Here is a 24,071-nt window from a genome sequence, read left to right as displayed (position 1 = left end):
TCGGTCCCGCCTGGAACAGGGAAGATCCGACGGCCTCGCGCGACGACATCATCGATATTGCGCGATCGCTGGTGCGGCCGGGTGAGGGGTGGGCGAGGCGATCTCTCGTCGTAGGCTCTCATTTGTCCAGACGGTCATATCCGAGCAGTCCCACTCAAGAATGACTTCGCCTTGTGACTTGGTTCGAGCGCCGCCGCGCCTTTGGGTATATTGTAAAGGAAACGGTTGCGGATTTCCACGATTGGCTTTTCGAACGCTATCGCGAACTCACATGAAAAATAACTTTCAGGCGAACATTCATGGTCGCGCGCCGAGATTCTGGGCATTTTCCTGTTGGCCGCTGCAGATTTTTCAGCGTCCGATGACGGTTTTTTTTCATCGATCCGGGCCGAAAATGCCGGTAACATCGTGTTTTTGCGTTGACTGGCTCATCGGTGCGCCCGCAGACGATGCAGACTTTTTTTAGTCGGTATGCACAATTTTTTTCATATGCATAAGAATTGGGCATATTGAACCGATTTCGACTCCCGATGCTATTTGCAAAAAAAATTTCAGCGATAAGCTTGGCTCATTAGTGATAACTCATGAGCAGAGACCAATGAGCGCATTGAATCGATCGGACAGCATTCGGGACCAGGGAGAGCGCAAGCAATTCGAGAAGCTTCTCGATGGTTTCAAACCCAGTTTCGAATTCCAGCCGGTCGGACCGCTTCCGGAGAGCGAGTTCGTCGACCGCCTGCGCCGCATTCGTCGCGAAGCAGTCGTCGCCGGCCATGATGTCGTACTCGTCCACGCCGACTCCATCGGCTCCTACAAGGTCTCCAATTCCTACCTCCGCTACATCTGCGACTGGGCCCGCGAAGGCATCCTCGTGATCCCGACGGATGACGACCGCCCTCTGACGCTGTTTTCGATTTTCAGCAGCTCCGTCCTTTTGCCTCCGGCCGGTGAGCCGGTGCTGGTGGAGGACATCTGGCAGGTAGGGACCTGGGGAAGGGAGACCTATAATCGTCCAGGCAAGACTGTCGACAAGGTGGTCGAGGCTGTGGGCGCCTTTCTTGAGAAGGAAGGTTTTTCCGTTGCGCAGGTCGGTCTCATCGGAGATGCGACGTCGTCGGGCTATTGGAACGGACTGAAGGCCCGGCTGCCGAAGAGCTCGTTCGTTCCCGCCCATGCAATCGTCGAGCGGATGCAGAAGGTCAGATCGCCGAAGGAGCAGGCTGTCGTGCGCGCTGCCGCGCAGCTCGCCAGCATCGGGATTGAAGCCGCCCACCATGTGACCCGCCCCGGAGTCACGGACTTCGAAATCTATGCGGCATTCACCTATGCGCAGATGTCGCGCGGCGGCGAAACGGGAGACGGATACCAGATCGGCATCAATCGTTACGGCACGCACTGCGGCAAGCCCTACGGTCACGTCGTTCGTCCCGGCGACTTGATCAACCTCTACATCTCCGCGGTGATCTACCAGGGCTACACTGCGCAGATCGCGCGAATGATTGCCGTCGGCGACATTACCGACAAGCAGGAGGAAGTCCTGCAGATGTGCAGGGAGGGCGTGGAGAAGGCTGCCTCTCTCATCCGGCCGGGCGCGTTGATCTCGGAATTGGCGAACGCCTCGTTCGAGCCGTATATCTCCCGCGGATATCTGTCGTCTGCAGAGAGCCGCGACATGCCCTACAACTGGGCCGCCGGCGACGACGGCAAGCCGCGTCTCATCCCCCGCAAGCACGTCGTCGAGGAGGACTGGGAACGTCAGGGACGCAAGCTCATGCACGTCTACCCCGCGACACTCGGGCCCCATAACCCGAACGTCGGCCACTCGGTGTCGATGGCGAAGATGACGCCCTACAATATCCAGTCCAACAACCACGACGAACTTGCCGAAGGCATGACCTTCGTCCTGCACTCGCAGTGGCTCGAACCAGAGGTGGCAGGCTGCAACGTGGGCGACTGCTACCTGGTGACCGCCGATGGGGCCGAAAACCTCAGCCACCACACGCCGCTGGCCGTCCACAGGATCAATGCGTAAACCGGGTCATCCCGGATGGAATGAATAATAAAAACGACCCCAGAAGGAGAACGAACATGATGTCAGGAATTCATCGCCGAGCCTTGCTGACCGCCGTCGCTGCCGTCAGCCTGACACTCAGCCTCAATGTCGGCGCGAGCTACGCCCAGTCGGGCGACAAGGTCACGCTGAAGCTCGCGAACTCCCAATGGCTTGACGCTCTGCGCGGCAAGAACCTTTGGAACGCGATGCTGAAATATCAGCAGGTCAATCCGAACGTCACGCTCGAACAGGAGGCCATTCCGGCGTCCGAGTTCGACGACAAGATCACGACGGAAATGGGGGCTGGGCAGGGCCCCGATATCGCCATGATGCAGGAAGGGCTGTTTTACTCAATCGCCGATGCCGGGTTCCTTGTGCCCCTCGATAACGCGGTCGCCGGCGTCAACCTCAACAAGACGAACGAGAACGGCGTCATCGACGGAACCCGTTACGGCGTCGCCTGGCAGCGCGCCGTCTACGCTCTCATATACAACAAGGCCATACTCGATACGGCGAAGGCCGAGGTTCCGAAGACGATCGACGATCTCATCGCTTCCGCCAAGACGGTCTCCGGCGCGACACCCGGCGTCATCGGCTTTACCGCCCGCCACCAGATGAACGACTTCAAGGGATGGTTCATGGATTTCCAGAACTGGGCCTACGGATATGGGGTCAACTGGGTGGATGCCGACGGAAAGCTGACGATCGACACGCCGGAGGCGGCGGCCGCCGTCGCGGCGTTCAAGAAAGTCTACGACTCTGGCATCGTTCCGGTCGGTGACAGCATGCCGACGCAACGGACGCGTTTCAAGGAAAAGCATGTTGCCTTCTCGATCGACAATTCGGGCGGCACGCTCAACATCGCTTCGGGGGGTGCGCTCCCGTCCGCGGACGTGGGTGCAGCGCCGCTGCCGTTCACGCATCCCGGTGCCCATCAGCAGATCTTCGTCGGCGTCAGCTCGCACAGCGAACATCAGGAGGAGGCGCTGGCCTTCGTGAAGTGGCTCGTCGGTCCCGACGGGCAGAAGGCGTTGAGAGGCGCATCCGGCCCGGACGCTCTGGCGACCGACGTGCCCGTAGACGAGGCTTTCTCGAACGCCAATCCCTGGGTTCCGGAATTTGCAAAGCTCGCCGAAACCTCCAGGAGTACGCTCATCAAGGGGCACGAGGTCGAAACGCCCCAGATCATGCGCTTCGTCATGCAGGCGGTCGAAAAGGTGCTTCTCACCAATACCGATCCGAAGACGGCGCTGGCCGAGGCCCAGAAGAGCGTCGATACACAGTTCTGATGAACGCGTCGTTCAAGAGGGTGATCAAATGACCATGACCGCCTCCAAGAAACGCAGTGGCCTGGCGCGATTTCTGCCCTACGCCTTCATCCTGCCGCCGATGATCTACCTGGCAGTCTTCATGTTCTGGCCGCTAGCCCGTCAGATGTACATGAGCCTGACCAACACGCGCATCGTCAATCCAAACCGAGGCCGGTTCATCGGCCTCGGGAACTACGAACGGCTTCTCGACGATCCGAATTTCTATCTGTCGCTCAAGGTGACGCTGATCTACACGGCGCTCACCGTCATTCTCGGCGTTACGCTTGGCGTGATCTCGGCACTTGCCATCGACCGGCCGTTTAGGGGACGAACCGTCGTGCGGGCTATCCTCCTGTTCGGCTGGGCGGTGCCGGGCGTTGCCGCGTCGCTGATCTGGCTGTGGATGTACAACGAGCGGTCCGGCATCTTCAACCGTGTCACGGAAGCGCTCGGTCTCGGTCGTTTCGCCTGGCTTACCAGCACGGACTATGCGCTCGGTTCTGTGCTCGCGGTGACAGTCTGGCAGGTAGCGCCCTTCGTCATGCTCGTCGTCCTTGCCGCACTACAGTCAGTGCCTGGAGAAGTCCGGGAAGCCGCCAAGATCGATGGCGCGGACGGACTGAATACGTTTCGGGCGGTCACGCTTCCCCATATTCGGCCGTCGATCCAACTGGCCGCCCTGCTCGTCGCCGTCTGGTCGATCCGCCGGTACGACATCATCTACCTTCTCACGGGCGGTGGCCCATTGGGAAGCACCGGTACGCTCGTGGTCAAGATCCGCCAGGTCGCATTCGAAGGGCACGAGCTCGGCATGGCAAGCGCCTATGGTGCCGTCGGGCTGGTTCTCGCGCTCATCATCGCCGCGCTTCACTACATTGCCGAGCGGCGCCGCATGAAATGGATGACCCGCTGATGTCGACAAAGAAGCTAACCCTCAAAACTCTCCGCTACCTGCTCATCGGCGTCCTGATCCTTCATGCGGGCTTTCCCGTCTACTGGATGCTGACGACGGCTCTATCGATCAATTCGGAACTTTACGGTACCGGGCAGGTGATCTGGCCCCAGCCTCAAAACGTCGGCGAACTGACAAGAGAGCTCGGCGAGGTCCCCCTCGGTCGCTGGATGATCAACACGCTGTTGATCGCCTCCGGTGGAACCGTTCTGAGCCTCACCCTGGGCTCGCTCGCAGGATATGCCCTCAGCCGCTTCCGCTTTCATGGCAAGGGATTCGTCGGCTTCCTCCTGTTCATGACGCAGGTTGTTCCCGAGGCGCTGATCCTCGTTCCGCTCTACGCGATGTTCATCACCTTCGGCCTGCTGAACAGTCTCTTCGGGCTCATCCTCGCCAATGTCGGGTTCTCGCTGCCAGTCGCATGTTTCATCCTGAAGGGTGCGATGGACTCCGTGCCCTACGAGATCGAGGAATCGGCGATCATCGACAACTGCCCGCGGTTCAGCGTGCTGACGATGATCATCCTTCCGCTCATCATGCCGAGCATTGCGGCGGCAGCCGTGGTCGCCTTCTTCGCGGGATGGAACGAGTTCCTCTTCGCGTCGACCTTCCTCATGGACGCCTCGCTGTGGCCCGCAAGCGTGGGGCTCGCGTCCTTCGTCGGCCAATACGAGACGCCGATGTCCGCCGTCATGGGGGCCGCGATCGTTTTCAGCCTGCCCGCCATCGTCTTCTTCCTCCTCATTCAGCGCAAGATCGTCGCAGGTCTGACCGCTGGCGCTGTAAAGGGATAATCCAGTGCCTGCTCTCACTTTCAAGAACCTGTCCAAAAGCTTCGGCGACCATCAGGTCATCAAAACCTTCGACGCCGAGATCAATGACGGCGAATTCCTGGTGCTGCTCGGACCGTCGGGTTGCGGCAAGTCGACCCTGCTGAGAATGATCGCAGGACTGAGCGAAATCACCTCCGGCGAACTCCTGTTCGATGGCGCCGTCGCCAACGACTGGGAACCCACGAAACGTGGCATCGCGTTCGTCTTCCAGAGCTATGCGCTCTATCCGCATATGACCGTGCGCGAGAACATCGCTTTTCCGCTCGTAATGAACAGTTTCCGCAAGTGGTATCACCTGCCGATCGTCAACAGCGTCGCCCGCCGGAACCTCATGAGGCGGCCCGACATCGCGGAGCGCACGCTCCGGATTGCCCGACAGCTGGAACTGGAGACGCTGCTGGAACGGCGTCCTGCGAGCTTGTCGGGCGGACAGAGACAGCGCGTGGCCCTCGCTCGAGCGCTTGTGCGCGACCCGCAGGTCTATCTTCTGGACGAGCCGCTATCGAACCTCGACGCCAAGCTCAGAACTCAGATGCGGTCGGAGATATCGGCCCTGCATCACAAGGTGGCGAAGACCTTCGTCTACGTCACCCATGACCAGGTCGAGGCTATGACGATGGCGACCAGGATCATCGTGATGAACAAGGGCGTCGTCCAGCAGGTCGACACACCTGACGAGATCTACGACCGGCCCGCAAACACATTCGTCGCACGCTTCGTAGGATCGCCGCCGATGAACCTCGTTCCGGCGAATGCCAGAGGCAACCAGCTCTCGCTGTCAGGGGGCGAAGCCGCATCGCATTCGACGCCGATCCCGAAGCAGGGCGAGGTGACCTTCGGCATCCGTCCGGAGAAGTTGACGCTCCTGCCCGAGGGCGAGGGGAAGATCCCGGCGCGTATCGCGGTCGTCGAACGGCTCGGCGCCGAGACGGTCATCGGCTGCCGCCTGCTGACCGACGGCGAGGCCCCCGAAACGACGCTTTTGGAGCATGATCTCGTGTTCGTCCGCGTCTCTGGCAACCCGAAGCTCGCCATCGGTTCCAGATGCTCGCTCGACTACCGGCTGGAAGACGTCGTCTGGTTCGACAAAGACACCGGCCAACGGGTGGCTTGAGACAGGATGGGAACGATGCAGAACTTTCATATCTCCGCCACCGGGCATAGCCTGAACTACCTTCCCGAATATGTCGCAAGCTGGAAAGGCTTCTTCGCCGACGAGCGACTGTCGGTGAGCGCCAGCGTCCCGTCCCCCTGGGATCTTGTCCTTTCTGACATCGCTTCGGCGAAGGCCAACGCAGCGCTCGGCGGCATCTGGGTGCCATCGATGTTCTTCGCACGAGGCAAACGACTGACGCCTTTTGCCCAGGTCGCGGCGCGTGCGCCTCTAGCCATCGTGGGACGCGAGGCGCCCGAAGATTTCGACTGGGCAAGGCTTGCCGGGAAGATCGTGTCGATGAAGGGCAGCAATGGAGCAAGCGTCGGGCTCTTCATCAAGATGCTGCTTCGCGAAAACGGCGTCGATCCGTTATCGGTGAAATTTGTCCAGGACCTCGACGGGAAGATGCTGTCCGATCTCTTCCTGGGTGGGATGGGTGACTATCTCGTAATCGACTATCCGTCCGCCGCCAGCCTGGAGATGAAAGGACTGGCGCGCGTCGTCTCGCCGCTCGCCGTCACCGGCGGCAACGTGCCGTGGAGCGTCTATTACGCGCCCGACGACAGCGACGACGACCGCCTCGACCTGCAGACGAGGTTCGCCCGGGCGCTTGGGCGGGCGATGACCTGGATCATTGATAACGATGCGACCGGGTTTCGCGGTTTCCTTGCCGAGACATTCCCGAAATTCGATGCCGATCTCCTCGTCCAGCTCGCGAACACCTATCGTTCGATCGGGATGTGGACGTCACCGAAGATCGACGAGGCGGCTTATGCGCGATGGCAGCGCGGCATTGCCGACGGTCATCTGACCGAGGAGCCGATCGCATATTCCGAGCTGATCGATCGCCGTCCAACCAGCCAGTTCTCTAGCCTCTGACGCAAGGATTCCCGGACCATGCGTATCGCAGTCATCAATCCCAACACGACCGCTTCGATGACGGAGCGGATTGCAGCCGCGGCACGATCCGTCGCCGACGCCGGCACCGAGATCGTTGGACGCCAGCCGAAGGTCGGACCGGCGGCGATCGAAGGCCCCTTCGACGGCGCACTCTCGGTGCCTGGCCTCCTGCGGGAAATCATCGCGGCCGAGGCGGACGGGGCGGACGCTCACATCATCGCCTGCTTCGACGACACCGGTCTCGACGCAGCGCGAGCGGTCGCAACGAGGCCCGTCATCGGAATTGGTGAGGCGTCGTTTCATGCCGTCAGCCTTGTCGCCCACAGCTTCTGCGTCGTGACGACATTGTCGAGGTCCGCTCCGGTGATCGAAGACAACATCCTTCGTTACGGCTTCGGACGCCGCTGCCGCAAGGTGTTCGCGTCCGACATTCCGGTACTGGAACTTGAAAATCCCGAGACGCGTGCTGTCGACACGATCTCGGGCTTTATCGAACAGGCCGTCGCGATCGGCGCTGAGGGGATCGCTCTCGGATGTGCCGGAATGGCGGAGTTCGCGTTCGAACTTCAGACGAAGCACGAGATACCTGTCGTCGATGGTGTCAGCGCTGCCGTCGGCCTGGCGCAGACATTGGTCCACTGCCGGCTCTCCTCTTCGAAAAGGGGCATTTGGGCTAGTCCGACCCGCGTGGACGTTCTTGAAAGCTTTCGCTGAAGCTTCAGCGTCCGGTTGTGGTCTGTGGAGTGGAGACGTCGTCCAGAAGCTTCACGAGCCGGTCGATCTTCTCGTAGCGTGCCAGGCTCTCCGCCCCCATGACCGTCGCGACGTTCCAAGCGAGGTAGTTGATGATGGTCAGGGCCGCGACGAAGGAGTTGAAAGGGGAGGGCGATTGGCAACGGCATCGCAATACATGGTTCGCGGCCTTTGCGCTCGCCAGGGCACTGAGGTCGGTAATCAGGATCGTGATTGCGCCGGCGGCCCGTGCTTCGCGGATGATCGTCGGCAGTAGTCGGGGACGGCGTCTAAAGGCAATGACGAGCATGACGTCGCCCTTCGCGATGGAGGCGATTTCATGAGAATAGCTCGCACCGCCGGCAGGGAGAACCTGAACGTCACTCTTCATCAGTGTGAAATAGTGTGCTGCCTGTTGCGCAAGGCCGTAGCCGCTGCGCAATCCCATGATCCAGACACGACGCGCACGCACGATCGCGTCGCTGACGTCCGCCAAGGTCTTCTCGGGCAGCCCTTCGACCGTGGTGCGAATATTGTCGAGGTCCATCTGCATCGTTCTGGCGATGGAGACCGATTGTGATTGCAGTCCCTCCTTGTCGGCAAGGCCCGCCTGGGGCGATCCCCAGTCCTGATCCTTGCGGATCTGCCGCTTCGCATCCGGATAGGTCTTATAGCCGAGCGTTCGGATCAGCCGGGCGGCGGTCGCCTTTGAAACCTGCGCTTTCTCCGCCAGCTCTCCGGCGGTGTAGCTCGGTAGATCCATCTGATACTGAAGCAGGACGTCCGCCAGGCGTTTCTCCGCGGGGGGAAGATCGGAGTAGATCGCGTAGATCCTCGCCTCCAGCGAACGAGGCCTTTTCGAGCCATCTTCCTTCTGCGTGGGTTTCACTGCGCGTCCTTCGTCATCTGATCCGTGAACCCTTATTGAACCACGTCAAAAGGTTCAAGCATCGACGCATTACGCATGCGTCGAGCAGAGTATTTCCGACGTCAGAAAGTGGCTGCTGATGTTCTATCTCGACCCGCCCGTCCGCCTTCTGGCAGAGGTTCATGCCACCTTGCCAGAACGCTGGACCAAGCCAAAGTCCAGCACCTGGTCCGATGTGAACGCCAGTGGCCGGACACTAGGTTCCTTCCTGGAAGGCCCTTGCTTCGACAGGAATGGCAACCTCTTCGTGGTGGACATCCCCTTCGGTCGTATCTTCATGCTGACCCCTCGCGGAAGGTTTGAACTTTACTGTTCCTACGAGGGCTGGCCGAACGGCTTGAAAATCCTGGGCGAACGCATCCTCGTCGCGGACCACAAGCAGGGTCTGGTGGAGGTTCGTCCGGACGGGGGCGTCGCCGTTCTTGTCGATGGATACCGAGGCGAACGCTTCCGCGGCCTGAACGACCTGACGTTGGCAGATGGTGGCTGGGTCTACATGACCGATCAGGGGCAGTCCGGCCTGCAGGAGACGAGCGGCGCTGTCTATCGGTGGCATTTCCCGACGGGAAGGCTGGAAAGGGTGCTCGGCAATATACCAAGCCCCAACGGGTTGGCGTTCAGTCCGGATCGAAGCCGTCTGTTCGTCGCGGTGACGCGGACCAACACCATATGGCGACTTCCATTCCTCAGAGACGGCGGCACCAGCAAGGTTGGTGTCTTCCTCAATCTTTCCGGGGGTGGGGGACCTGATGGACTGTCAGTCGACGCCAACGGCGGTCTGGTCGTCGCGCAGCCTGGACTTGGCGTCCTGCGTTTCGATGCGGTCGGGCGTCTCACGCATTTCGTCGAGGTGCCCGAGGGAGCTTCCGCCTCCAACATCGCCTTTGGAAAAGCGGACCCGAACAGCCTCTACATCACGGACAGCGCGGCTTGCCGGATTCTGAAAGTAGACATGCCCTTTCCGGGCGCGAACGAAAGGAACGAAGGATGAGCTTCTACCGGAAGGATCTGGTCAGGGATTCCCATAGAGACACTGTAAGGGATGCTCTGGAGGGACTGGACACTCTCGCCGCACCAATCATCGACCGTATCGTCGAGGCCTGGTCGATCATGTGGTCGAGTAGCGAGTTCCCCGACCTCGACAGCGTACCCGTTTCCCCAGGCGTTTCGTATTCGCTGGTCGCCCACACCAACGACGTCGTCAGGATCGGTCGAAGCCTGGCCGCTGCAGGTGGAAAGCTGATCTCGCGGGACTTCGATCCGGAATTGCTCGACGAGATCCTCTTCGTCCACGACATCGACAAGCTCGTGCTCTTCTCACCAAAGGCCGAGGGCGTCGAGCGCTCGACCATGTCGATGCAGATGGCGCACGGCGTCGTCGCTGGGCTTGTGCTGCACGATCTCGGCTTCCGGGACGAGGTGATCAGCGTCGTGACGACACATTCGACCGACGCGCCGTTCCATGTTTCGTCGACTTATGGACTGCTGATGAACTATGCAGATATGACGGCGATCGATCTGGCTCTTCAGAGCGCCGGAGGGAAGCCATTCTACTTGCGCTGAAGCGGGGCGAATTCAAACGTCTATGTCGGAAGCCGACGAAACTGTTTAAACCCCAGGTGAGTCTTATCGATGGAAAATCGTTCCTACCATACCCCTCGTGGCGGACATCCGCCCCAGACCGACCTCCTTTCCGGAAGGGCGGTGTTCACCACCGCCTACGCAGTGATACCTCGAGGTGTGATGATGGATATCGTCACCAGCCTCCTCCCGCACTGGTCCAAGACGCGGGCATGGATCATAGCGCGCCCCATGACCGGCTTTTCGGAAACTTTCTCCCAATATGTGATGGAGGTGTTGCCTGGCGGCGGTAGCGCGAAGCCCGAGCCGGATTCCCGAGCTGAAGCGGCCCTATTCGTGGTTGCCGGAAGCTTGTCGATCGAGCATGACGGTGCCACACATCGCCTCCGGCCAGGATCGTTCGCCTACCTGCCGGCCGGTAGTGCGTGGACGCTGCAAAACGACGGCGCTGAGGTCGCGACGTTTCACTGGATCAGGAAGGCTTTCCGGTCAGTCGAGGGGATCGAAGCGCCGGAGGCGATCTTCACACACGAGGACGAGCATCTGCCGACCCCTATGCCCGATACGGACGGTCGATGGGCAACGACGCGCTTTGTCGACCCGACGGACATCCGCCATGACATGCATGTCACGATCGTTACTCTCGAACCAGGCGCCGTGATCCCTTTCATGGAGACCCACGTCATGGAGCATGGACTCTATGTTCTTGAGGGACAGGCCGTCTATCGTCTGAATGAGGATTGGGTGGAAGTCCAGGCCGGCGATTTTATGTGGCTCAGGGCGTTCTGCCCGCAAGCTTGCTACGCGGGAGGACCGGGCCGGTTTCGCTATCTGCTTTACAAGGACGTCAATCGGCACGCATCACTTTGGTAATCGTATCGTCCGGCCGTCGGAACGACTGACGTGACTATTTATATATGCCTTGGTGCGAGCGGCGACGCTCCGGGACGATGTGGCCAGCCAATTGTGCTTTTCGGCAGTGGGCTTGATCACCAACGTGCCATGATCAAGACAGACTCGAAGGTCTGGATCCGGTTCGCTTGCTCGACGATGAAGATCAATCGGTCGCTTTCTGTCTATAAGTCCGGGTGCGGCGAGCAGGCCGAACTGAAGCTGAGGATCAAGGACATCTGCACTCAAGGACGCCAGCTATCTTGCCCAAACGCCGTTCCCGACCTGTTCGTCGGATAGTCTTGAGCTGCTTATGACCTCGACAGCGCTACTCTGTGAAATTATCTATAAAACATGACCACGATCACCGAAGACACGATCGCCAATCGCATCAGCCGCGTTCTCGCCGACCGCATCATTACGGGCGCTCTGGAGCCCGGCAGCAGGCTCAGGCAGGATCATATCGCTGAAGAATTCGGCACCAGCCATGTGCCGGTGCGCGAGGCATTCCGTCGCCTCGAGGCACAGGGGCTCGCGGTGAGTGAGGCGCGCCGTGGCGTGCGGGTCGCGTCATTTTCGCTCGCCGAGGTTCAGGAGGTTGCCCGCATGCGCTCTGCCCTGGAGGTGCTTGCGCTTCGCCATGCTGCGCCGCATTTGACTCCGTTCATCCTGGATGAGGCGGAAACAGCCATGACTGCCGGTGACGGTGCGGTTGATATCCGCGAATGGGACGAGGCGAATCGCCGGTTCCACAGGCTTTTGCTCGCACCTTGCGACATGCCGCGGCTGCTTGCAGCGATCGACGATCTCCATATGGTGGGATCGCGACTTTTGTTTGTGAGCGGGCGCGGCGGCTGGGCGCCACGGGTTGATGTCGATCATCATGCTATTGTCGACCATCTCCGTAAGGGCAAAGTCGAGCAGGCCATTGTGGTGCTGGATCGGCATGTGCAGAGGATTGGCCAAAAGCCGATCCTGTATGCCTCGGGCGCAACGGGCGCGGCATTTGCCATTGAAGGCTAAGGCAGAGCCGAGCTGAATTTTTCCACGTTTTCGAAAACAAAAGCATTCAGCGACCGTGTGGTGCGGAGCGACCTAGTGATGCTCGGATGGGTGTGTCGATGGAAGCATCTCACTCTCCGTCGGTTCTCTTTCGAGTTGCTTACCTGATCAACATTCCCGCACAGGGCTATTGCAAAACGCTGCCGTCCATAAAATTATAGATAAAACTAGATTCTATCTATTCAAATGGGAGGTAATTGAATGTTGGACAATGTGGCGCTGCCGCCCGGTATCCCCGTCTCATGCGAGCAAGCAAAAACTATCTATAACTTGCCGTTCAACGATCTTCTTTTCCGTGCTCAGCAGGTCCATCGCGCGCACTTTGATCCCAATGCCATTCAGATGAGCAGGCTGCTGTCTATCAAGACCGGTGGCTGTGCCGAGGATTGCGGCTATTGCAGCCAGTCCGCCCAATATCCGACGGGTCTCAAGGCGTCGAAGCTGATGGAAGTCAAGCGCGTGCTTGGCGAGGCGCAGAAGGCAAGGGAAGGCGGTGCGACGCGCTACTGCATGGGGGCCGCGTGGCGCAATCCCAAAGAGCGCGACATGGAGGCACTGGTCGCCATGGTCGAGGGCGTGAAAGCACTCGGGATGGAAACCTGTATGACGCTTGGCATGTTGACGCCAGCGCAATCCGAAAGGTTCGCCGAGGCCGGCCTCGACTACTACAACCACAATGTCGATACGTCCGAGCGCTATTATTCCGAGATCATCACCACGCGCACGTTCCAGGACCGGCTGGAAACGCTCGCCAATGTCCGCGATGCCGGGATCAAGGTCTGCGCAGGTGGCATTCTCGGCATGGGCGAAACGGCCGAAGATCGTATTTCGATGCTGGTGACGCTCGCCAATCTGCCGGCACCACCGGAAAGCGTGCCGATCAATATGCTGATCCCGATCCCGGGCTCCAAGCTTGCCGATGCCGCACCGGTCGACCCGATCGACTTCGTCCGCACCGTTGCGCTCGCCCGTATCCTGATGCCGCGCTCGCATGTCCGCCTGTCGGCCGGTCGCACCGAGATGAGCGATGAAACGCAGGCCCTCTGTTTCTTCGCCGGGGCCAATTCGATTTTCGTCGGCGACATGTTGCTCACGGCGGAAAATCCCGGCGAGGATCATGATGCGGCCCTCTTCAGCCGGCTCGGGCTGAAGCCGATGGAACTGGAGCAAGCCCGTTGAGTTCGCAGGCGCTCGCCCGCTATGCGGCTACACTTGCGGGCCTTCAGCGCAAGTCGCGATTGCGCACGCTCAGCCTGCAGCAAGGCGTGGATTTCACCTCCAACGACTATCTTGGGCTCGCCAGTGCCCCCCGCCTGAAGGCGGCGATATCAGCTGCGATCGACAAGGGCGTGCCAGCCGGTGCAGGTGGTTCGCGGCTTTTGCGCGGCAATCATGCCGAACATGAGGCGCTCGAGGCGGAAGCGGCTGCGTTTTTCGGGGTCGAGAAGATCCTCTATTTCGGCAGCGGATTTGCGGCCAATGTGGCGCTCTTCTCGTCGCTGCCGCAGCGCGACGACCTGATCGTCCATGACGCGCTGATCCATGCGAGCGCCCATGACGGCATATCGGCCAGCAAGGCGGAGGCGGTCGCCGTGCCGCACAATGAGGTCGCCGCTTTCGATCAGGCGATCCGGCGCTGGCGCGCAGGCGGCGGCAAGGGGCGTCCCTGGATCGCGGTCGAGAGCCTCTATTCGATGGACGGGGATCAAGCGCCGATTTCTGAGCTCGCCGAACTCGCCGACCGGCACGACGGCTTCCTCATCGTCGACGAAGCGCATGCCACCGGCATATTCGGTCCCGGCGGCCGCGGCCTTGCTTCGGGGCTGGAAAGCCGCGGCAATGTTCTGGTCCTGCATACCTGCGGCAAGGCGCTCGGCGTCTCCGGCGCGCTTCTCGGCCTGCCTGCTGTCCTCGCCGACTATCTCATCAACCGCGCACGCAATTTCATCTACTCAACCGCCCCGTCGCCGTTGATGGCATCAGGGGTGCGGGAGGCGTTGCGCATGATCGCCGACGAGCCGGAACAGCGCATGCGACTGGAGCGCCTCAAGAACTTCGCCGGCGAACAATTGTCCTCCCGGATCGGCATCAGCCCGAGCGGTTCGCAGATCCTGCCTGTGATGATCGGCGACAATGCCCGCTCGGTTCGGGTCGCCGAGCGCATGCGCGCCGGAGGTTTCGACATCAGGGCGATCCGGCCGCCGACCGTGCCGGACGGCACGGCGCGTCTCAGGATTTCCATCACGCTGAACGTCGATGAGGACCAGATTGCGGCCATGGTCCGGCGGCTGGCCGTGGCGATCGAGGAGGATAGGCCATGACCCGTCGCTTCGTCATCTCCGGCACCGACACCGGCATCGGCAAGACGGTCTTTGCCGCTGCCCTTACTGCGGCGTTGGACGGCTATTACTGGAAGCCCGTCCAGTCGGGGCTCGAGGACGAGAGCGATAGCGAGACGGTAATGCGGCTCGGCGGCGTGCCGGGCACACGCATCCTGCCGGAAGCCTATCGCCTTGCCACACCTGCCTCGCCGCATCTTTCAGCCCGTTTGGATGGCATTGCGATCGATCCGGAAAGGCTGGTGCCGCCGATGACAAACCGGCCATTGGTGATCGAGGGGGCGGGCGGGCTGCTCGTGCCGCTCTCTGACGATCTGGTTTTCGCCGATATGTTTGCCCGCTGGCAGGTTCCGGTCATCCTTTGCGCCAGGACATCGCTCGGCACGATCAACCACACGCTGTTGTCACTCGAAGCTCTGAAGCATCGCAACATTCCGGTGTTCGGCGTCACCTTCATCGGCGACGAGAACCAGGAAACGCAGCGCACTATCGTGAAAATGGGTGGCATTCGTTCGCTCGGTCGGCTCCCCTGGCTTCAGGACATCACGCCCGATGGGCTTGGCGAGGTGTTCCGCGGCAATTTCGAACTCGCTTCCTTTGCGGAGGTGCCCGCATGACCCGCTCGGCTATCTGGCACCCCTTCACCCAGCATGCGCTCGAACCGCCGATGAAACGTATCGCATCGACTGAGGGCGCCTATCTGGTTGACGAGGATGGTCATCGCTTTCTCGACGCGATCTCGTCCTGGTGGGTCATCACCCATGGCCACCGGCATCCGGCAATCATGGCGGCGATCCGGGTGGCGACGGAGGCTTATGACCAGATCATTTTCGCCGAATTCTCGCACGCGCCCGCCGAACGATTGGCCGAGGGATTGATCGAGATCGCGCCGCCGGGATTGAGCCATGTCTTCTATTCCGACAGCGGTTCGACCTCGGTCGAGGTGGCGCTCAAAATGGCACTCGGTTATTTCCACAACAGGGGAGAGGCGCGCGACCGGATAGTGGTGATCGAGGCGAGCTACCACGGCGATACGATCGGCACGATGTCGACCGGGGAGCGAGGCGTTTTCAACGCCGCCTATGAACCGCTGCTCTTCGGCGTCGACCGACTTGCCTTCCCCGAAGCTGGCCGCGAGCAGCTGACGCTCGACATGTTCGAATCCTCCTGCCGTTCGGGCCGGGTGGCGGCCCTGGTGATCGAGCCCCTAGTTCTCGGTGCGGGTGGCATGAAGATCTATGATGCCGGCACGCTTGCCGGTCTGAAGGAGATCGCCCAGCACCATGGCTGCCTGCTGATCGCCGATGAAGTGATGACCGGTTGGGGCCGGACGGGAACGATGTTCGCCTCGGAGCAGGCCGGCATCACGCCCGATATCCTATGCACATCCAAGGGGCTGACGGGCGGTGCGCTGCCGCTTGCGGCAACCCTCTGCACCGGCGACATCTTCGATGCTCACCTCTCCACCGACCGGCGCAAGACCTTCTTCCATTCGAGCTCCTATACCGCCAACCCGATCGCCTGCGCGGCCGCCGTCGCCAATCTCGACATCTGGCGCAACGAACCGGTCTTTGAACGGATCGAAAATCTCGCAGCACTGCACCGGCAGAACCTGCGGCGTTTCGAGGGCGACAAACGGTTCGCCAATATCCGGCAGTCCGGAACGATTGCGGCGCTCGATCTCGTCGTATCCTCAGGCGGTTATCTCGCCGAGGCCGGCCCGCGCATGCGGCGGCTGTTTCGCGAGCGCGGCCTGCTGATCCGTCCGCTCGGCAACGTTATCTATCTGATGCCGCCCTATTGCGTGACGGCAGTCGATCTCAGTCGCGCCTATGACGCCATAGACGAGGTCGCCTCGATCATTCTTGGGAGCGCAGGATGATGTCGGGTCGTTCTTCCCGTATGGCCGGTTTCGGGCATGCCGTGCCGGCTCGCTGCGTCGATAATGCCGAGATCGAAGTGCGCCTGGGTCTCGAAACAGGCTGGATCGAGCGGCGAACTGGCATCCGCACGCGCCATTGGGCCGAAGAGGGCGAGACGCTGAGCGGCCTGGCCGCCGAAGCCGGACGGATGGCGCTCGACGATGCCGGGATCGCCCGCAACGAGATCGCACTGACGCTGCTTGCGACCTCGACGCCGGATCATCTTCTGCCGCCCTCGGCTCCGCTGCTGGCCCACCGGCTGAATCTGGAAAAATCCGGCGCGATTGATCTCGCCGGCGCCTGTTCGGGCTTTCTCTACGCGCTCACGCTGGCGGACGGTTTCGTGCGAGCGCATGGCCGTGCCGTCCTGGTGGTGGCCGCCAATATCCTGAGCCGCCGCATCAATCCTGTCGAGCGGGCAAGCGCCGTCCTCTTTGCTGATGCGGCTGGCGCCGTGGTGCTGGTCCCCTGCACGCATGGGCGAAGCGGCCTCCTCTCTGCCGATCTCGCATCGGACGGCAGCGGCTATGGCCTGATCAACATCCCCGCTGGGGGCAGCAACCGGCCGTTCTCTCCCGAAGCCAGTGCCGAGGATTTCCTGATGACCATGCAGGACGGCCGCGAGGTCTTCTCCCGCGCCGTCGCCTTGATGACCGAAACCTCGAAGCGGGCGCTGGAGCAGGCAGGAATTGTCGCGGCCGATATCGACCGGTTCGTTCCGCATCAGGCCAACGCGCGCATGTTCGACGCCGTCTCCGGCAACCTCGGCATCGCGCCCGAAAAGACGATCCGCACGATCGAGAGCTTCGGCAATTCGTCTGCCGCGACCATCCCGCTTTCCCTGTCCGTCGCCCATTTCGAGCGGCGGTTTACGGGAGGAGAAAGGCTGCTGCTCACCGCCGCCGGCGCCGGCCTGATGGGTGGTGCCGTGGTTTTCGGCATGTGACCAAACTATAATTCTGGAAGGAACACACGGTGGAAAAGTATGTCGGCGCGAAGCTGCATGGCATTCGAGTGACGCAAAACTGACTACCACGGATCGATCGCGATCGACGCGGAATACTGCCGTGAGGTGGCCTGAAGCCGCTGATGCATCTGGAACAAGATGTCCGGCGAACACGCCGAGTGCGATCATAGAGTTGCTTGCCGATCATGATATTTGCCAAGACAGGGGCGAGTCCCCAACAGTTTGATCAGGCGATATTCGACTACCGCTGGACGATCACCTGGGTCCCCGGCTGCACCATCTCGTAAAGCTCCTCGACGTCTTCGCGATACATCCGAAAGCAACCGCTCGACGCGTTGGTGCCAATGGAGGAGGGATCGTTGGTGCCGTGTATGCGTAGCAGTCCGTCGGCAAGGTAGATTGCTCGGGTGCCTAGCGGGTTACTGGGACCGGGCCTTACGACCGCCGGAAGCTTCGGATTCTTCTGCCGCATGCTTGCTGTGGGCCGCCATTCGGGATGCGCCCGTTTGGATACAACCCGCGTGGATCCGTACCATTGTTTGCCTTCGCGTCCGACGGCGATCGGGTAGGCAAACTGTTCACCCCATGTCGTCGTGTAGACAAGCGTATGCTCGCGTGTCGCGATCACAATCATTCCCCGTGCGCTCTGTGTCGACCGTTGCCTGCGCTCACGCGAGGGTGCCTGATATCGAGGTGTTGCCTGGTAGTAGGGGGAAGGTGGCGGATAGGGGCTATATGGATCGTCATAATAGTAGCCGCCGTAATCGTCGTAGTCATCGTACGGCCCGTAAACCTGGGCTTGAGCGTTAAAGACCGTCAGCAAAAGGGCCGCAGCGAGGAATGCCAGCAATCTCATTTTATGCCATCCGCTTGTTATACAAGCATGATTGGGCCGAACTCTGTGGCGGCACTATGGCCGCTGACTCGCAAGAACTCAGAGCCGAAGCCGTTTTCACGCAGACTCTAGCTCAATGTTGATGACTTCCGGACCCTTGCCAATCCTGTCCGGCGCGGTATCGCGGACGCATTCTCGCTCGTGGCTCGGTTGGTCGCGTGGAGGTCAATTGGCTCTGCTGCGGTTAAACTACAGGGTGACATGCAAGCATTGCTCATTCGGCCGCGATCGCTTCTGTCGCTGAACGAGCTTTCACAAGGAAGGAGGCCTCTGCCAGCGCCTGATTTACGCGACCGATGATAGCCGTTGAGGGTTCGCCATCGTTGAAGTCGCGGCTCGAAGCATAAATTGCTGTCGGCAGGACAAAGGCTTCGAAAAAGGCAAACAGCGGACGAAGTTGATGTTCTACCACGAGAGAATGTCTATCACCGCCGCCAGTCGCTGTGAGAATGATGGGTTTACCGCGCAGGTCTGCTGGATCAAGAAGATCAAAGACGTGCTTGAACAGACCCGTATAGCTTCCTTTGTAAGTCGGGGAACCGATGACGAGCGCTTCGGCTTCGATGATCGATCGTATCACCGTCCTCGCCTCGGCATCGAGGTCGGCAACCGTCCTCGCGGCCAGAAGTGAGGGGCCGATGTCTTCGATGTCGAATACCCTGTGCGATAGACCGGCCTGCGTCGCCAGCGACGTTGTCACGTTCTCCACGAAACGCCTGGTACTTGAGGGACGGGAAAGGTTGCCCGAGAAGCCGACGATCAGATTGTTACCCATTTTTGGATCCCTTCGCGATTTTGTTTCGGCCGTTCAACGTGTCCGCATGGTCGGTGCAATTGAACCGCTCTTGGATAGCCTCGTTCTCAAACAGCAACTGCCATCCCATTATTGTGCCGGCGACCAACCGAAGGCTGGAGCAACCGTTTCGGCTAGATCGGACAGCAGGCGAATGTTCTCTTCCAGGCCGAATGCCGGCGGCAAGAAGAGCACCACTTCATCGGCAGCCGCGAGACCCGGATCCTTGAAAGCTGCCTCGATGACCTGATCAGGCGTTCCCTGGAAAACCGGCGAGATCTGGATGCCGGGAGGCTGGCTGACAGGCTCGAGCGCGCCTTTCGGGCGGGACGCTCCAATCCCTTTCGTTCGGCGCTCAAGATCATACGCCGCATACTTGTCGCGGAGTTCTGCCGTCGTTCCAACCAGAATGGAGGCGGCCACTGCTACCTTTGGCGCTTCCGTTCCCCACTTTGTGCGCCACGTTTTCCTGTAAGCATCGATAATGCGCGCCTGATATTCTCCAAATGTTTCGTCTTGCGCCTGGTCGTGCAGCACGGTTCCCGAGATCAATCCGATCCCGAGTTCGGCAGCCTGTATCGCGGAACTCAAGCTTGCCGAACCCTGCCGGATGCGAGAGCGCAACGTCGGGCTATGCGGCGTCACACGAAGGTTGGCGCCATGTGGGACGCCCTGGTCAGGTGAAGCCACGGTATGGAGGACTTCGCCCGCAATGGCAGACAGGAAACGTGCCTGACGACGTTTGGCTTCCGTCCGGGCATCGGTATCGACCGCACCGAAGACTGCGTCGAACGCCGCATTGGCGCCAGTCGAGATGGCCAACTCCAGCCGTCCGCCGATCAGCAGATCGGTCGTGCCGGCCGCCTCGGCGAGCAGTATCGGATCCTGGTAGCGCATCGGGATGACGGCTGATCCGAGCGTGATGTGCCTTGTGTGCTGGCCTGCCGCAGCGAAGAACGGAAGCGGCGAGGACAGGTAGTGGTCGAAATGCCGCTGGTAGGCCCAACCCGATTGGTAGCCGAGCCGTTCGGCCGCCTTGAAGAGTTCGATCCCGTCGCGCAGACCTTGCGCCGGCCCGGCTTCGTCATTGAAGGATACCCGGGTGTTGAAGCCGAGCCGCAACTTCGGTCGGAACGGCGCGGGCAGGGTGCTGGCGGGTGCAGCGATGCTCATGCAATCTTTTCCTGGTTGACGATCCGGCGGTGCTGTGGGTGCGGTATCCGCCCAATATGCGCGGCACCGGATGGGATCGACTCCAGCAGCGAGCGCGTATAGGGCTGCTGCGGGCTTTCGAATATGTCTGTCACAGTGCCGTGTTCGACGATGCGGCCGCGCTGCATCACAGAGACGGTGTGGGCGAGTTGGCGAACAAGGGCCAGATCGTGCGAGACGAAGACGTAGGTCAGGCCGAGCCTGGCCTGGAGCGAAAGCAGCACCTCGACGATGTCGGCCTGGACGCTGACGTCGAGCGCAGAGGTGGGCTCATCGAGCACGATCACATCCGGCTGGAGGACCAGCGACCGGGCAATGGCGACGCGCTGGCGTTGGCCACCCGACAAGGCTTCCGGCTTGCGCAAAAGCAGGGGCTTGCCGAGCCCTACATTGGCCAGCGCTTCGCGGATCCACGCTGCCCGCTCCTCACGGGTTCCGATCCCGAACCGGTCAAGCGGTTCGCGCACCAGCTCCTCGACTTTCCAGGTCGGGTCCAACGACGTGAACGGGTTCTGGTACACAAGCTGCAGGTGCCGCCATACCGCGCGCAGCGACTGAGGCGAGCGCCCGTCGAGCCGCTCGCCGGCGACCGCGATCTTGCCCGTGTCGGGTTGTTCAAGCCCAAGCAGCAATCGGATTGCAGTCGTCTTGCCAGAGCCCGACTCTCCGACCAGCGCGTGGGTCGTACCCGCCTGGACGGCAAACGATACGTCGTTGACGGCCGTCAGAACCTTACCATCCACCGTGAATGTCTTCGTAACGCCGCTCACCTCGATCTTCGCGACCTTGTCGGACTTGGCCCCGAGGAAACGGAAGGCCGGGTCGCGCAGTGCACGGTAGCGATCAGGGTTCAGGGCCGGCACATCGGCGTGCAGCTTCTTCGCATAGGCCGAAGCGGGCGCGGAGAAGACTGCTGCGGTACTGCCGGCCTCCTGGACGAGGCCGTCCTTGAGCACCACCAGTGCGTCTGCTCGCTCCGCGGCGATCGCCAGATCGTGGGTAATGAGGAGCAGGCTGATATCGAGCTCGTGCTGCAATTTGGAAAGCAGATCGAGGATGCGCTTCTGTATGGTGACGTCGAGTGCCGAGGTCGGCTCGTCCGCAACCAGCAGGAGCGGGCGCGGAAGGACGGCAAGGCCAATCAGCACGCGCTGCAGCATGCCGCCGGATAGCTGGTGCGGGTAGGAACCGTACACTCGCTGGGGGTTGTCCAGCCCAACCTGCGCGAAGGTCTCCAGGATGAGCGCCTTTCGGATTGCCTTATTGGGCTCGCAAACAAGCGCTGCCGCCTCCATGGCCTGGGCGCCGATCGTCCGCACGGGATTGAGCGAGTTGCCGGGGTCTTGCGGCACGAAGCCGATCGCACGTCCCCTGAGCGGCCGGAAACGAGGTTCCGAGAGCCCGAGCACGTCCTGGCCGTCAAATTCAACGCGGCCCGCAGCCTTTCCGCCGGCAGGGAGCAGTCGCAATACGGCGCGGGCAATCGTCGATTTTCCGGAGCCGGACTCGCCGATGAGAGCGAGGCTCTTGCCGCGGCCAAGCTCGAACCCGACATCGCTGACGACCTCGTTCGCCCCATAGGAAACCGATAGTCCGTCGATCCGCAGCAAGGAGGCCGATCGTCGGGATGCGGATGCGGTGGCGTCGGTGTGAGCAAAAATCTCAGTCAGTCTGTCTTGCGAAGCCATCGGCTGATCCTGTTCACAGAGAGGACGGTTGCGATCGTGACGAAGGCGGGTGCGTAAACCAGCCACGGCCATTTGAGGTAATCCTTGCCGATCGAGATCAGCAGGCCCCAGTCGGAAGCGGGCGGCGGGTCGCCATAACCAAGGAAAGCGAGGCTTGCGATCACCAGGATCGAGTCGCCGAATTGCAGCACCGCAAGTGGCAGCACCGAGCGCGACGCATTCGGAAGCACATGACGCCACAGAATGTGCCAGCGCGAGCCGCCGAGCAGGAAGGAAGACTCGACGAACGTCGCTTGCCGCGTCTTGATGACCTCCGAGCGCATCACCCGGGCAAAGAGGGCCACCGCCGAAACGCCTGTTGCGATTGCCGCGTTCGTGGTGTCGAAGCCGATCGCAGTGACGACGATCACGGCCAGCAGGAATTTCGGAATTGCCAGCAGCACGTCGACCAGACGGGCAAACACAGTGTCGACCCAGCCGCCGAAGAAGCCGGCCAGCAGGCCGATGAGCCCGCCGGCGACGACGCCGATGATGACGGCGATCAGCGCGCTCGCCACCGAAGAGGCCGTGCCGTAGACGACGCGGGTGTAGAGGTCGCGACCCAGGTGATCGGTGCCGAACCAGTGCGCGGCACTCGGTCCGAGCAGCTTCTGGGCAGGAACGCCGTTGACCGGGCTGTCGCTCGTAAACAGGCTGGGGGCGAGCGACCAGGCGATCGCGAGCGCGACGATTGCAAAAGAGAGGGCGACGACTGGCGGTATGGGCCGCGCCGTCAGCCGGCCGATCGCCGCAAAACGCGAGGTCGAATAGGCGGAGGCGAGGGTCATGACGTCACCGTGTTGGAGATGTTAACGGAACCTTCGTCGGCCGTGGTTGGACGACGCTCGACCCCGCCGAGAAGTTTCACGCGCGGGTCGAGCAGCGGGTAGGTCAGATCGGCAATCAGGTTGACGATCACGAAGACCACCGCCGCCAGCGAGACGACCGCCTGAAGCACGGGCAGATCCTGAGTGCTGACCGACCGCTGTACGAGGCTGCCGAGACCGGTACGCCCGAAGACCGTCTCCGTGATCAGCGAACCACCGAGCAGTTCGCCGATCGTCAGCGCGATGACGGTGATGACCGGGAGCGACGACGGCTTGAGCAGGTGTTTGATGAACAGGCGCATCTGCCCAAGTCCTCGTCCCCGTGCGACGGCGGCATATTCCTGGCCGGACTCATGGTCGAGGTTGGCGATCAGCACTTCGGCGATTTGCGCAGAGATCGGGATGCCGAGGGCAATCGCCGCAAAAAGGGTCGCCCAGACGCTGTCGGGCTCAATCACGCGAAAGACGCCAAGCTGGAAACCGAAGAGGTGGATCAGCACCAGGCCGATCACGAAATTCGGCACCGACAGGAACAGCGACGGAAAGCCCCGCAGCAAGCCCTGGCCAAACCGTTTCGGCAGAAACTGCGTGCCATAGGCAATTACCGCCGCCAGCAGAAGTGCAACGACGAGACCTGCGGAGGCAAGGACTAGTGTCGACGGAAGCACCTCGGCAATCAGTGTCGTCACGGGCCGGTTGGTCCGCATCGACAGGCCGAGATCCCCGGTCACGAAACCGGAGAAGGCTGTCCACAGCTGCACCGGGATCGGTTTGTCCAGCCCCTGCGCGGCGATGATCTCCTTGATCTCTTCCTGGCTGAACCCGTTCTGGGGATTGTTCAGCACGTTGGTGATCGGGTCGCCGGGCAGGATGCTGACGACGACGAAGGTGAAGACATAGGCCAGCAGGATGACGACGATCGCCTGCACAAGGCGCTTTGCGGCGTAGTTCAGGTAGGCTTTGCTCATGCCGGTCACCTCCTTGCGTTGCT

Annotated in this window: 23 protein-coding genes; 16 read left to right on the top strand and 7 right to left on the bottom strand. The window is 61.2% G+C overall.

Translation table 11 applies throughout. The features are described 5' to 3' along the window. The first annotated feature begins 598 nt into the window (after positions 1-598). The 7 genes from PMI11_RS02200 to PMI11_RS02170 are packed head-to-tail and all read left to right on the top strand — an operon-like array spanning position 599 to position 7,918. Entirely contained in the window at positions 599-2,032 is a 1,434-nt protein-coding gene (locus tag PMI11_RS02200; protein WP_007812834.1) for a M24 family metallopeptidase, read from the top strand. Between the two features lie 56 nt (positions 2,033-2,088). Next, positions 2,089-3,342: an ABC transporter substrate-binding protein gene (locus tag PMI11_RS02195; protein ID WP_007812832.1), complete on the top strand. Its 1,254-nt coding sequence runs from the start codon at positions 2,089-2,091 to the stop codon at positions 3,340-3,342. A 28-nt stretch (positions 3,343-3,370) separates the two neighbouring features. Then, positions 3,371-4,276: a carbohydrate ABC transporter permease gene (locus tag PMI11_RS02190; protein WP_007812830.1), complete on the top strand. Its 906-nt coding sequence runs from the start codon at positions 3,371-3,373 to the stop codon at positions 4,274-4,276. After that, on the top strand, positions 4,276-5,109 hold the full coding sequence (locus PMI11_RS02185; protein WP_007812828.1) for a carbohydrate ABC transporter permease: 834 nt from the start codon (positions 4,276-4,278) through the stop codon (positions 5,107-5,109). The genes PMI11_RS02190 and PMI11_RS02185 overlap by 1 nt, the downstream gene beginning before the upstream one ends. Before the next feature lie 4 nt (positions 5,110-5,113). Then, the gene (locus PMI11_RS02180) at positions 5,114-6,262 is read left to right on the top strand and encodes an ABC transporter ATP-binding protein (RefSeq protein WP_007812826.1); all 1,149 of its coding nucleotides are present in this window, start codon (positions 5,114-5,116) and stop codon (positions 6,260-6,262) included. Positions 6,263-6,277: 15 nt separating this feature from the next. Next, positions 6,278-7,183: an ABC transporter substrate-binding protein gene (locus tag PMI11_RS02175; RefSeq protein WP_007812824.1), complete on the top strand. Its 906-nt coding sequence runs from the start codon at positions 6,278-6,280 to the stop codon at positions 7,181-7,183. 18 nt (positions 7,184-7,201) lie between these two features. After that, positions 7,202-7,918 carry an aspartate/glutamate racemase family protein gene (locus PMI11_RS02170; RefSeq protein ID WP_007812822.1) on the top strand — a complete coding sequence of 239 codons (717 nt, stop codon included), beginning with the start codon at positions 7,202-7,204 and terminating at the stop codon, positions 7,916-7,918. 4 nt (positions 7,919-7,922) lie between these two features. On the opposite strand, the gene PMI11_RS02165 is transcribed toward PMI11_RS02170, so the two are convergent. Further along, a complete protein-coding gene (locus PMI11_RS02165) occupies positions 7,923-8,825 on the bottom strand; it encodes a MurR/RpiR family transcriptional regulator (RefSeq protein ID WP_007812819.1) in 903 nt (300 codons plus the stop codon). Between the two features lie 118 nt (positions 8,826-8,943). Here PMI11_RS02165 and PMI11_RS02160 point away from each other — a divergent pair, with 118 nt between their 5' ends. From PMI11_RS02160 to PMI11_RS02115, 9 genes are all read left to right on the top strand, one after another. Further along, positions 8,944-9,855 carry an SMP-30/gluconolactonase/LRE family protein gene (locus PMI11_RS02160; protein WP_007812816.1) on the top strand — a complete coding sequence of 304 codons (912 nt, stop codon included), beginning with the start codon at positions 8,944-8,946 and terminating at the stop codon, positions 9,853-9,855. Beyond that, positions 9,852-10,427 carry a hypothetical protein gene (locus tag PMI11_RS02155; RefSeq protein WP_007812815.1) on the top strand — a complete coding sequence of 192 codons (576 nt, stop codon included), beginning with the start codon at positions 9,852-9,854 and terminating at the stop codon, positions 10,425-10,427. The genes PMI11_RS02160 and PMI11_RS02155 overlap by 4 nt, the downstream gene beginning before the upstream one ends. Positions 10,428-10,496: 69 nt before the next feature. Next, positions 10,497-11,318, top strand: a complete 822-nt coding sequence (locus PMI11_RS02150) for a bifunctional allantoicase/(S)-ureidoglycine aminohydrolase (RefSeq protein WP_037070546.1) — start codon at positions 10,497-10,499, stop codon at positions 11,316-11,318. Positions 11,319-11,690: 372 nt separating this feature from the next. Then, positions 11,691-12,359, top strand: coding sequence for a GntR family transcriptional regulator (locus PMI11_RS02140; protein WP_007812811.1), 669 nt, complete (start codon positions 11,691-11,693; stop codon positions 12,357-12,359). Positions 12,360-12,599: 240 nt separating this feature from the next. Beyond that, positions 12,600-13,577 (top strand): biotin synthase BioB, encoded by a 978-nt coding sequence (bioB, locus tag PMI11_RS02135; protein ID WP_007812809.1) that lies wholly within the window; start codon positions 12,600-12,602, stop codon positions 13,575-13,577. Further along, a complete protein-coding gene (locus tag PMI11_RS02130; RefSeq protein WP_007812807.1) occupies positions 13,574-14,719 on the top strand; it encodes an 8-amino-7-oxononanoate synthase in 1,146 nt (381 codons plus the stop codon). The genes bioB and PMI11_RS02130 overlap by 4 nt, the downstream gene beginning before the upstream one ends. Beyond that, entirely contained in the window at positions 14,716-15,354 is a 639-nt protein-coding gene (gene bioD, locus PMI11_RS02125) for a dethiobiotin synthase (RefSeq protein ID WP_007812805.1), read from the top strand. The genes PMI11_RS02130 and bioD overlap by 4 nt, the downstream gene beginning before the upstream one ends. Further along, positions 15,351-16,619, top strand: a complete 1,269-nt coding sequence (locus PMI11_RS02120) for an adenosylmethionine--8-amino-7-oxononanoate transaminase (protein ID WP_007812803.1) — start codon at positions 15,351-15,353, stop codon at positions 16,617-16,619. Before bioD ends, PMI11_RS02120 begins: the two co-directional genes overlap by 4 nt. Beyond that, entirely contained in the window at positions 16,619-17,605 is a 987-nt protein-coding gene (locus PMI11_RS02115) for a beta-ketoacyl-ACP synthase III (RefSeq protein WP_007812802.1), read from the top strand. The genes PMI11_RS02120 and PMI11_RS02115 overlap by 1 nt, the downstream gene beginning before the upstream one ends. A gap of 262 nt (positions 17,606-17,867) precedes the next feature. Here PMI11_RS02115 and PMI11_RS02110 read toward each other — a convergent pair whose 3' ends face one another. From PMI11_RS02110 to PMI11_RS02085, 6 genes are all read right to left on the bottom strand, one after another. Continuing rightward, a complete protein-coding gene (locus PMI11_RS02110) occupies positions 17,868-18,482 on the bottom strand; it encodes a L,D-transpeptidase (protein WP_007812799.1) in 615 nt (204 codons plus the stop codon). Between the two features lie 253 nt (positions 18,483-18,735). After that, positions 18,736-19,296, bottom strand: a complete 561-nt coding sequence (msuE, locus tag PMI11_RS02105; protein ID WP_007812798.1) for an FMN reductase — start codon at positions 19,294-19,296, stop codon at positions 18,736-18,738. Positions 19,297-19,404: 108 nt separating this feature from the next. After that, the gene (locus PMI11_RS02100) at positions 19,405-20,487 is read right to left on the bottom strand and encodes an LLM class flavin-dependent oxidoreductase (RefSeq protein WP_007812795.1); all 1,083 of its coding nucleotides are present in this window, start codon (positions 20,485-20,487) and stop codon (positions 19,405-19,407) included. Further along, on the bottom strand, positions 20,484-22,214 hold the full coding sequence (locus tag PMI11_RS02095; protein WP_007812793.1) for a dipeptide ABC transporter ATP-binding protein: 1,731 nt from the start codon (positions 22,212-22,214) through the stop codon (positions 20,484-20,486). Before PMI11_RS02095 ends, PMI11_RS02100 begins: the two co-directional genes overlap by 4 nt. Continuing rightward, positions 22,193-23,041, bottom strand: coding sequence for an ABC transporter permease (locus PMI11_RS02090; RefSeq protein WP_007812791.1), 849 nt, complete (start codon positions 23,039-23,041; stop codon positions 22,193-22,195). Before PMI11_RS02090 ends, PMI11_RS02095 begins: the two co-directional genes overlap by 22 nt. After that, a complete protein-coding gene (locus tag PMI11_RS02085; RefSeq protein WP_007812789.1) occupies positions 23,038-24,048 on the bottom strand; it encodes an ABC transporter permease in 1,011 nt (336 codons plus the stop codon). The genes PMI11_RS02090 and PMI11_RS02085 overlap by 4 nt, the downstream gene beginning before the upstream one ends. Positions 24,049-24,071 lie beyond the last annotated feature (23 nt).

Origin of the sequence: Rhizobium sp. CF142 (genome assembly GCF_000281145.1) — a bacterium.
Lineage (GTDB): Bacteria > Pseudomonadota > Alphaproteobacteria > Rhizobiales > Rhizobiaceae > Rhizobium.
This window is presented reverse-complemented; position numbering and strand designations above follow the sequence as displayed.

Excerpts from the sequence above, each read along its gene's own strand:
- PMI11_RS02200 (WP_007812834.1), top strand. The coding sequence starts at position 599 with ATGAGCGCATTGAATCGATCGGACAGCATTCGGGACCAGGGAGAGCGC.
- PMI11_RS02195 (WP_007812832.1), top strand. The coding sequence starts at position 2,089 with ATGATGTCAGGAATTCATCGCCGAGCCTTGCTGACCGCCGTCGCTGCC.
- PMI11_RS02190 (WP_007812830.1), top strand. The coding sequence starts at position 3,371 with ATGACCATGACCGCCTCCAAGAAACGCAGTGGCCTGGCGCGATTTCTG.
- PMI11_RS02185 (WP_007812828.1), top strand. The coding sequence starts at position 4,276 with ATGTCGACAAAGAAGCTAACCCTCAAAACTCTCCGCTACCTGCTCATC.
- PMI11_RS02175 (WP_007812824.1), top strand. The coding sequence starts at position 6,278 with ATGCAGAACTTTCATATCTCCGCCACCGGGCATAGCCTGAACTACCTT.
- PMI11_RS02170 (WP_007812822.1), top strand. The coding sequence starts at position 7,202 with ATGCGTATCGCAGTCATCAATCCCAACACGACCGCTTCGATGACGGAG.
- PMI11_RS02160 (WP_007812816.1), top strand. The coding sequence starts at position 8,944 with ATGTTCTATCTCGACCCGCCCGTCCGCCTTCTGGCAGAGGTTCATGCC.
- PMI11_RS02155 (WP_007812815.1), top strand. The coding sequence starts at position 9,852 with ATGAGCTTCTACCGGAAGGATCTGGTCAGGGATTCCCATAGAGACACT.
- PMI11_RS02150 (WP_037070546.1), top strand. The coding sequence starts at position 10,497 with ATGGAAAATCGTTCCTACCATACCCCTCGTGGCGGACATCCGCCCCAG.
- PMI11_RS02140 (WP_007812811.1), top strand. The coding sequence starts at position 11,691 with ATGACCACGATCACCGAAGACACGATCGCCAATCGCATCAGCCGCGTT.
- bioB (WP_007812809.1), top strand. The coding sequence starts at position 12,600 with ATGTTGGACAATGTGGCGCTGCCGCCCGGTATCCCCGTCTCATGCGAG.
- bioD (WP_007812805.1), top strand. The coding sequence starts at position 14,716 with ATGACCCGTCGCTTCGTCATCTCCGGCACCGACACCGGCATCGGCAAG.
- PMI11_RS02120 (WP_007812803.1), top strand. The coding sequence starts at position 15,351 with ATGACCCGCTCGGCTATCTGGCACCCCTTCACCCAGCATGCGCTCGAA.
- PMI11_RS02115 (WP_007812802.1), top strand. The coding sequence starts at position 16,619 with ATGTCGGGTCGTTCTTCCCGTATGGCCGGTTTCGGGCATGCCGTGCCG.
- PMI11_RS02110 (WP_007812799.1), bottom strand. The coding sequence starts at position 18,482 with ATGAGATTGCTGGCATTCCTCGCTGCGGCCCTTTTGCTGACGGTCTTT.
- msuE (WP_007812798.1), bottom strand. The coding sequence starts at position 19,296 with ATGGGTAACAATCTGATCGTCGGCTTCTCGGGCAACCTTTCCCGTCCC.
- PMI11_RS02100 (WP_007812795.1), bottom strand. The coding sequence starts at position 20,487 with ATGAGCATCGCTGCACCCGCCAGCACCCTGCCCGCGCCGTTCCGACCG.
- PMI11_RS02095 (WP_007812793.1), bottom strand. The coding sequence starts at position 22,214 with ATGGCTTCGCAAGACAGACTGACTGAGATTTTTGCTCACACCGACGCC.
- PMI11_RS02090 (WP_007812791.1), bottom strand. The coding sequence starts at position 23,041 with ATGACCCTCGCCTCCGCCTATTCGACCTCGCGTTTTGCGGCGATCGGC.
- PMI11_RS02085 (WP_007812789.1), bottom strand. The coding sequence starts at position 24,048 with ATGAGCAAAGCCTACCTGAACTACGCCGCAAAGCGCCTTGTGCAGGCG.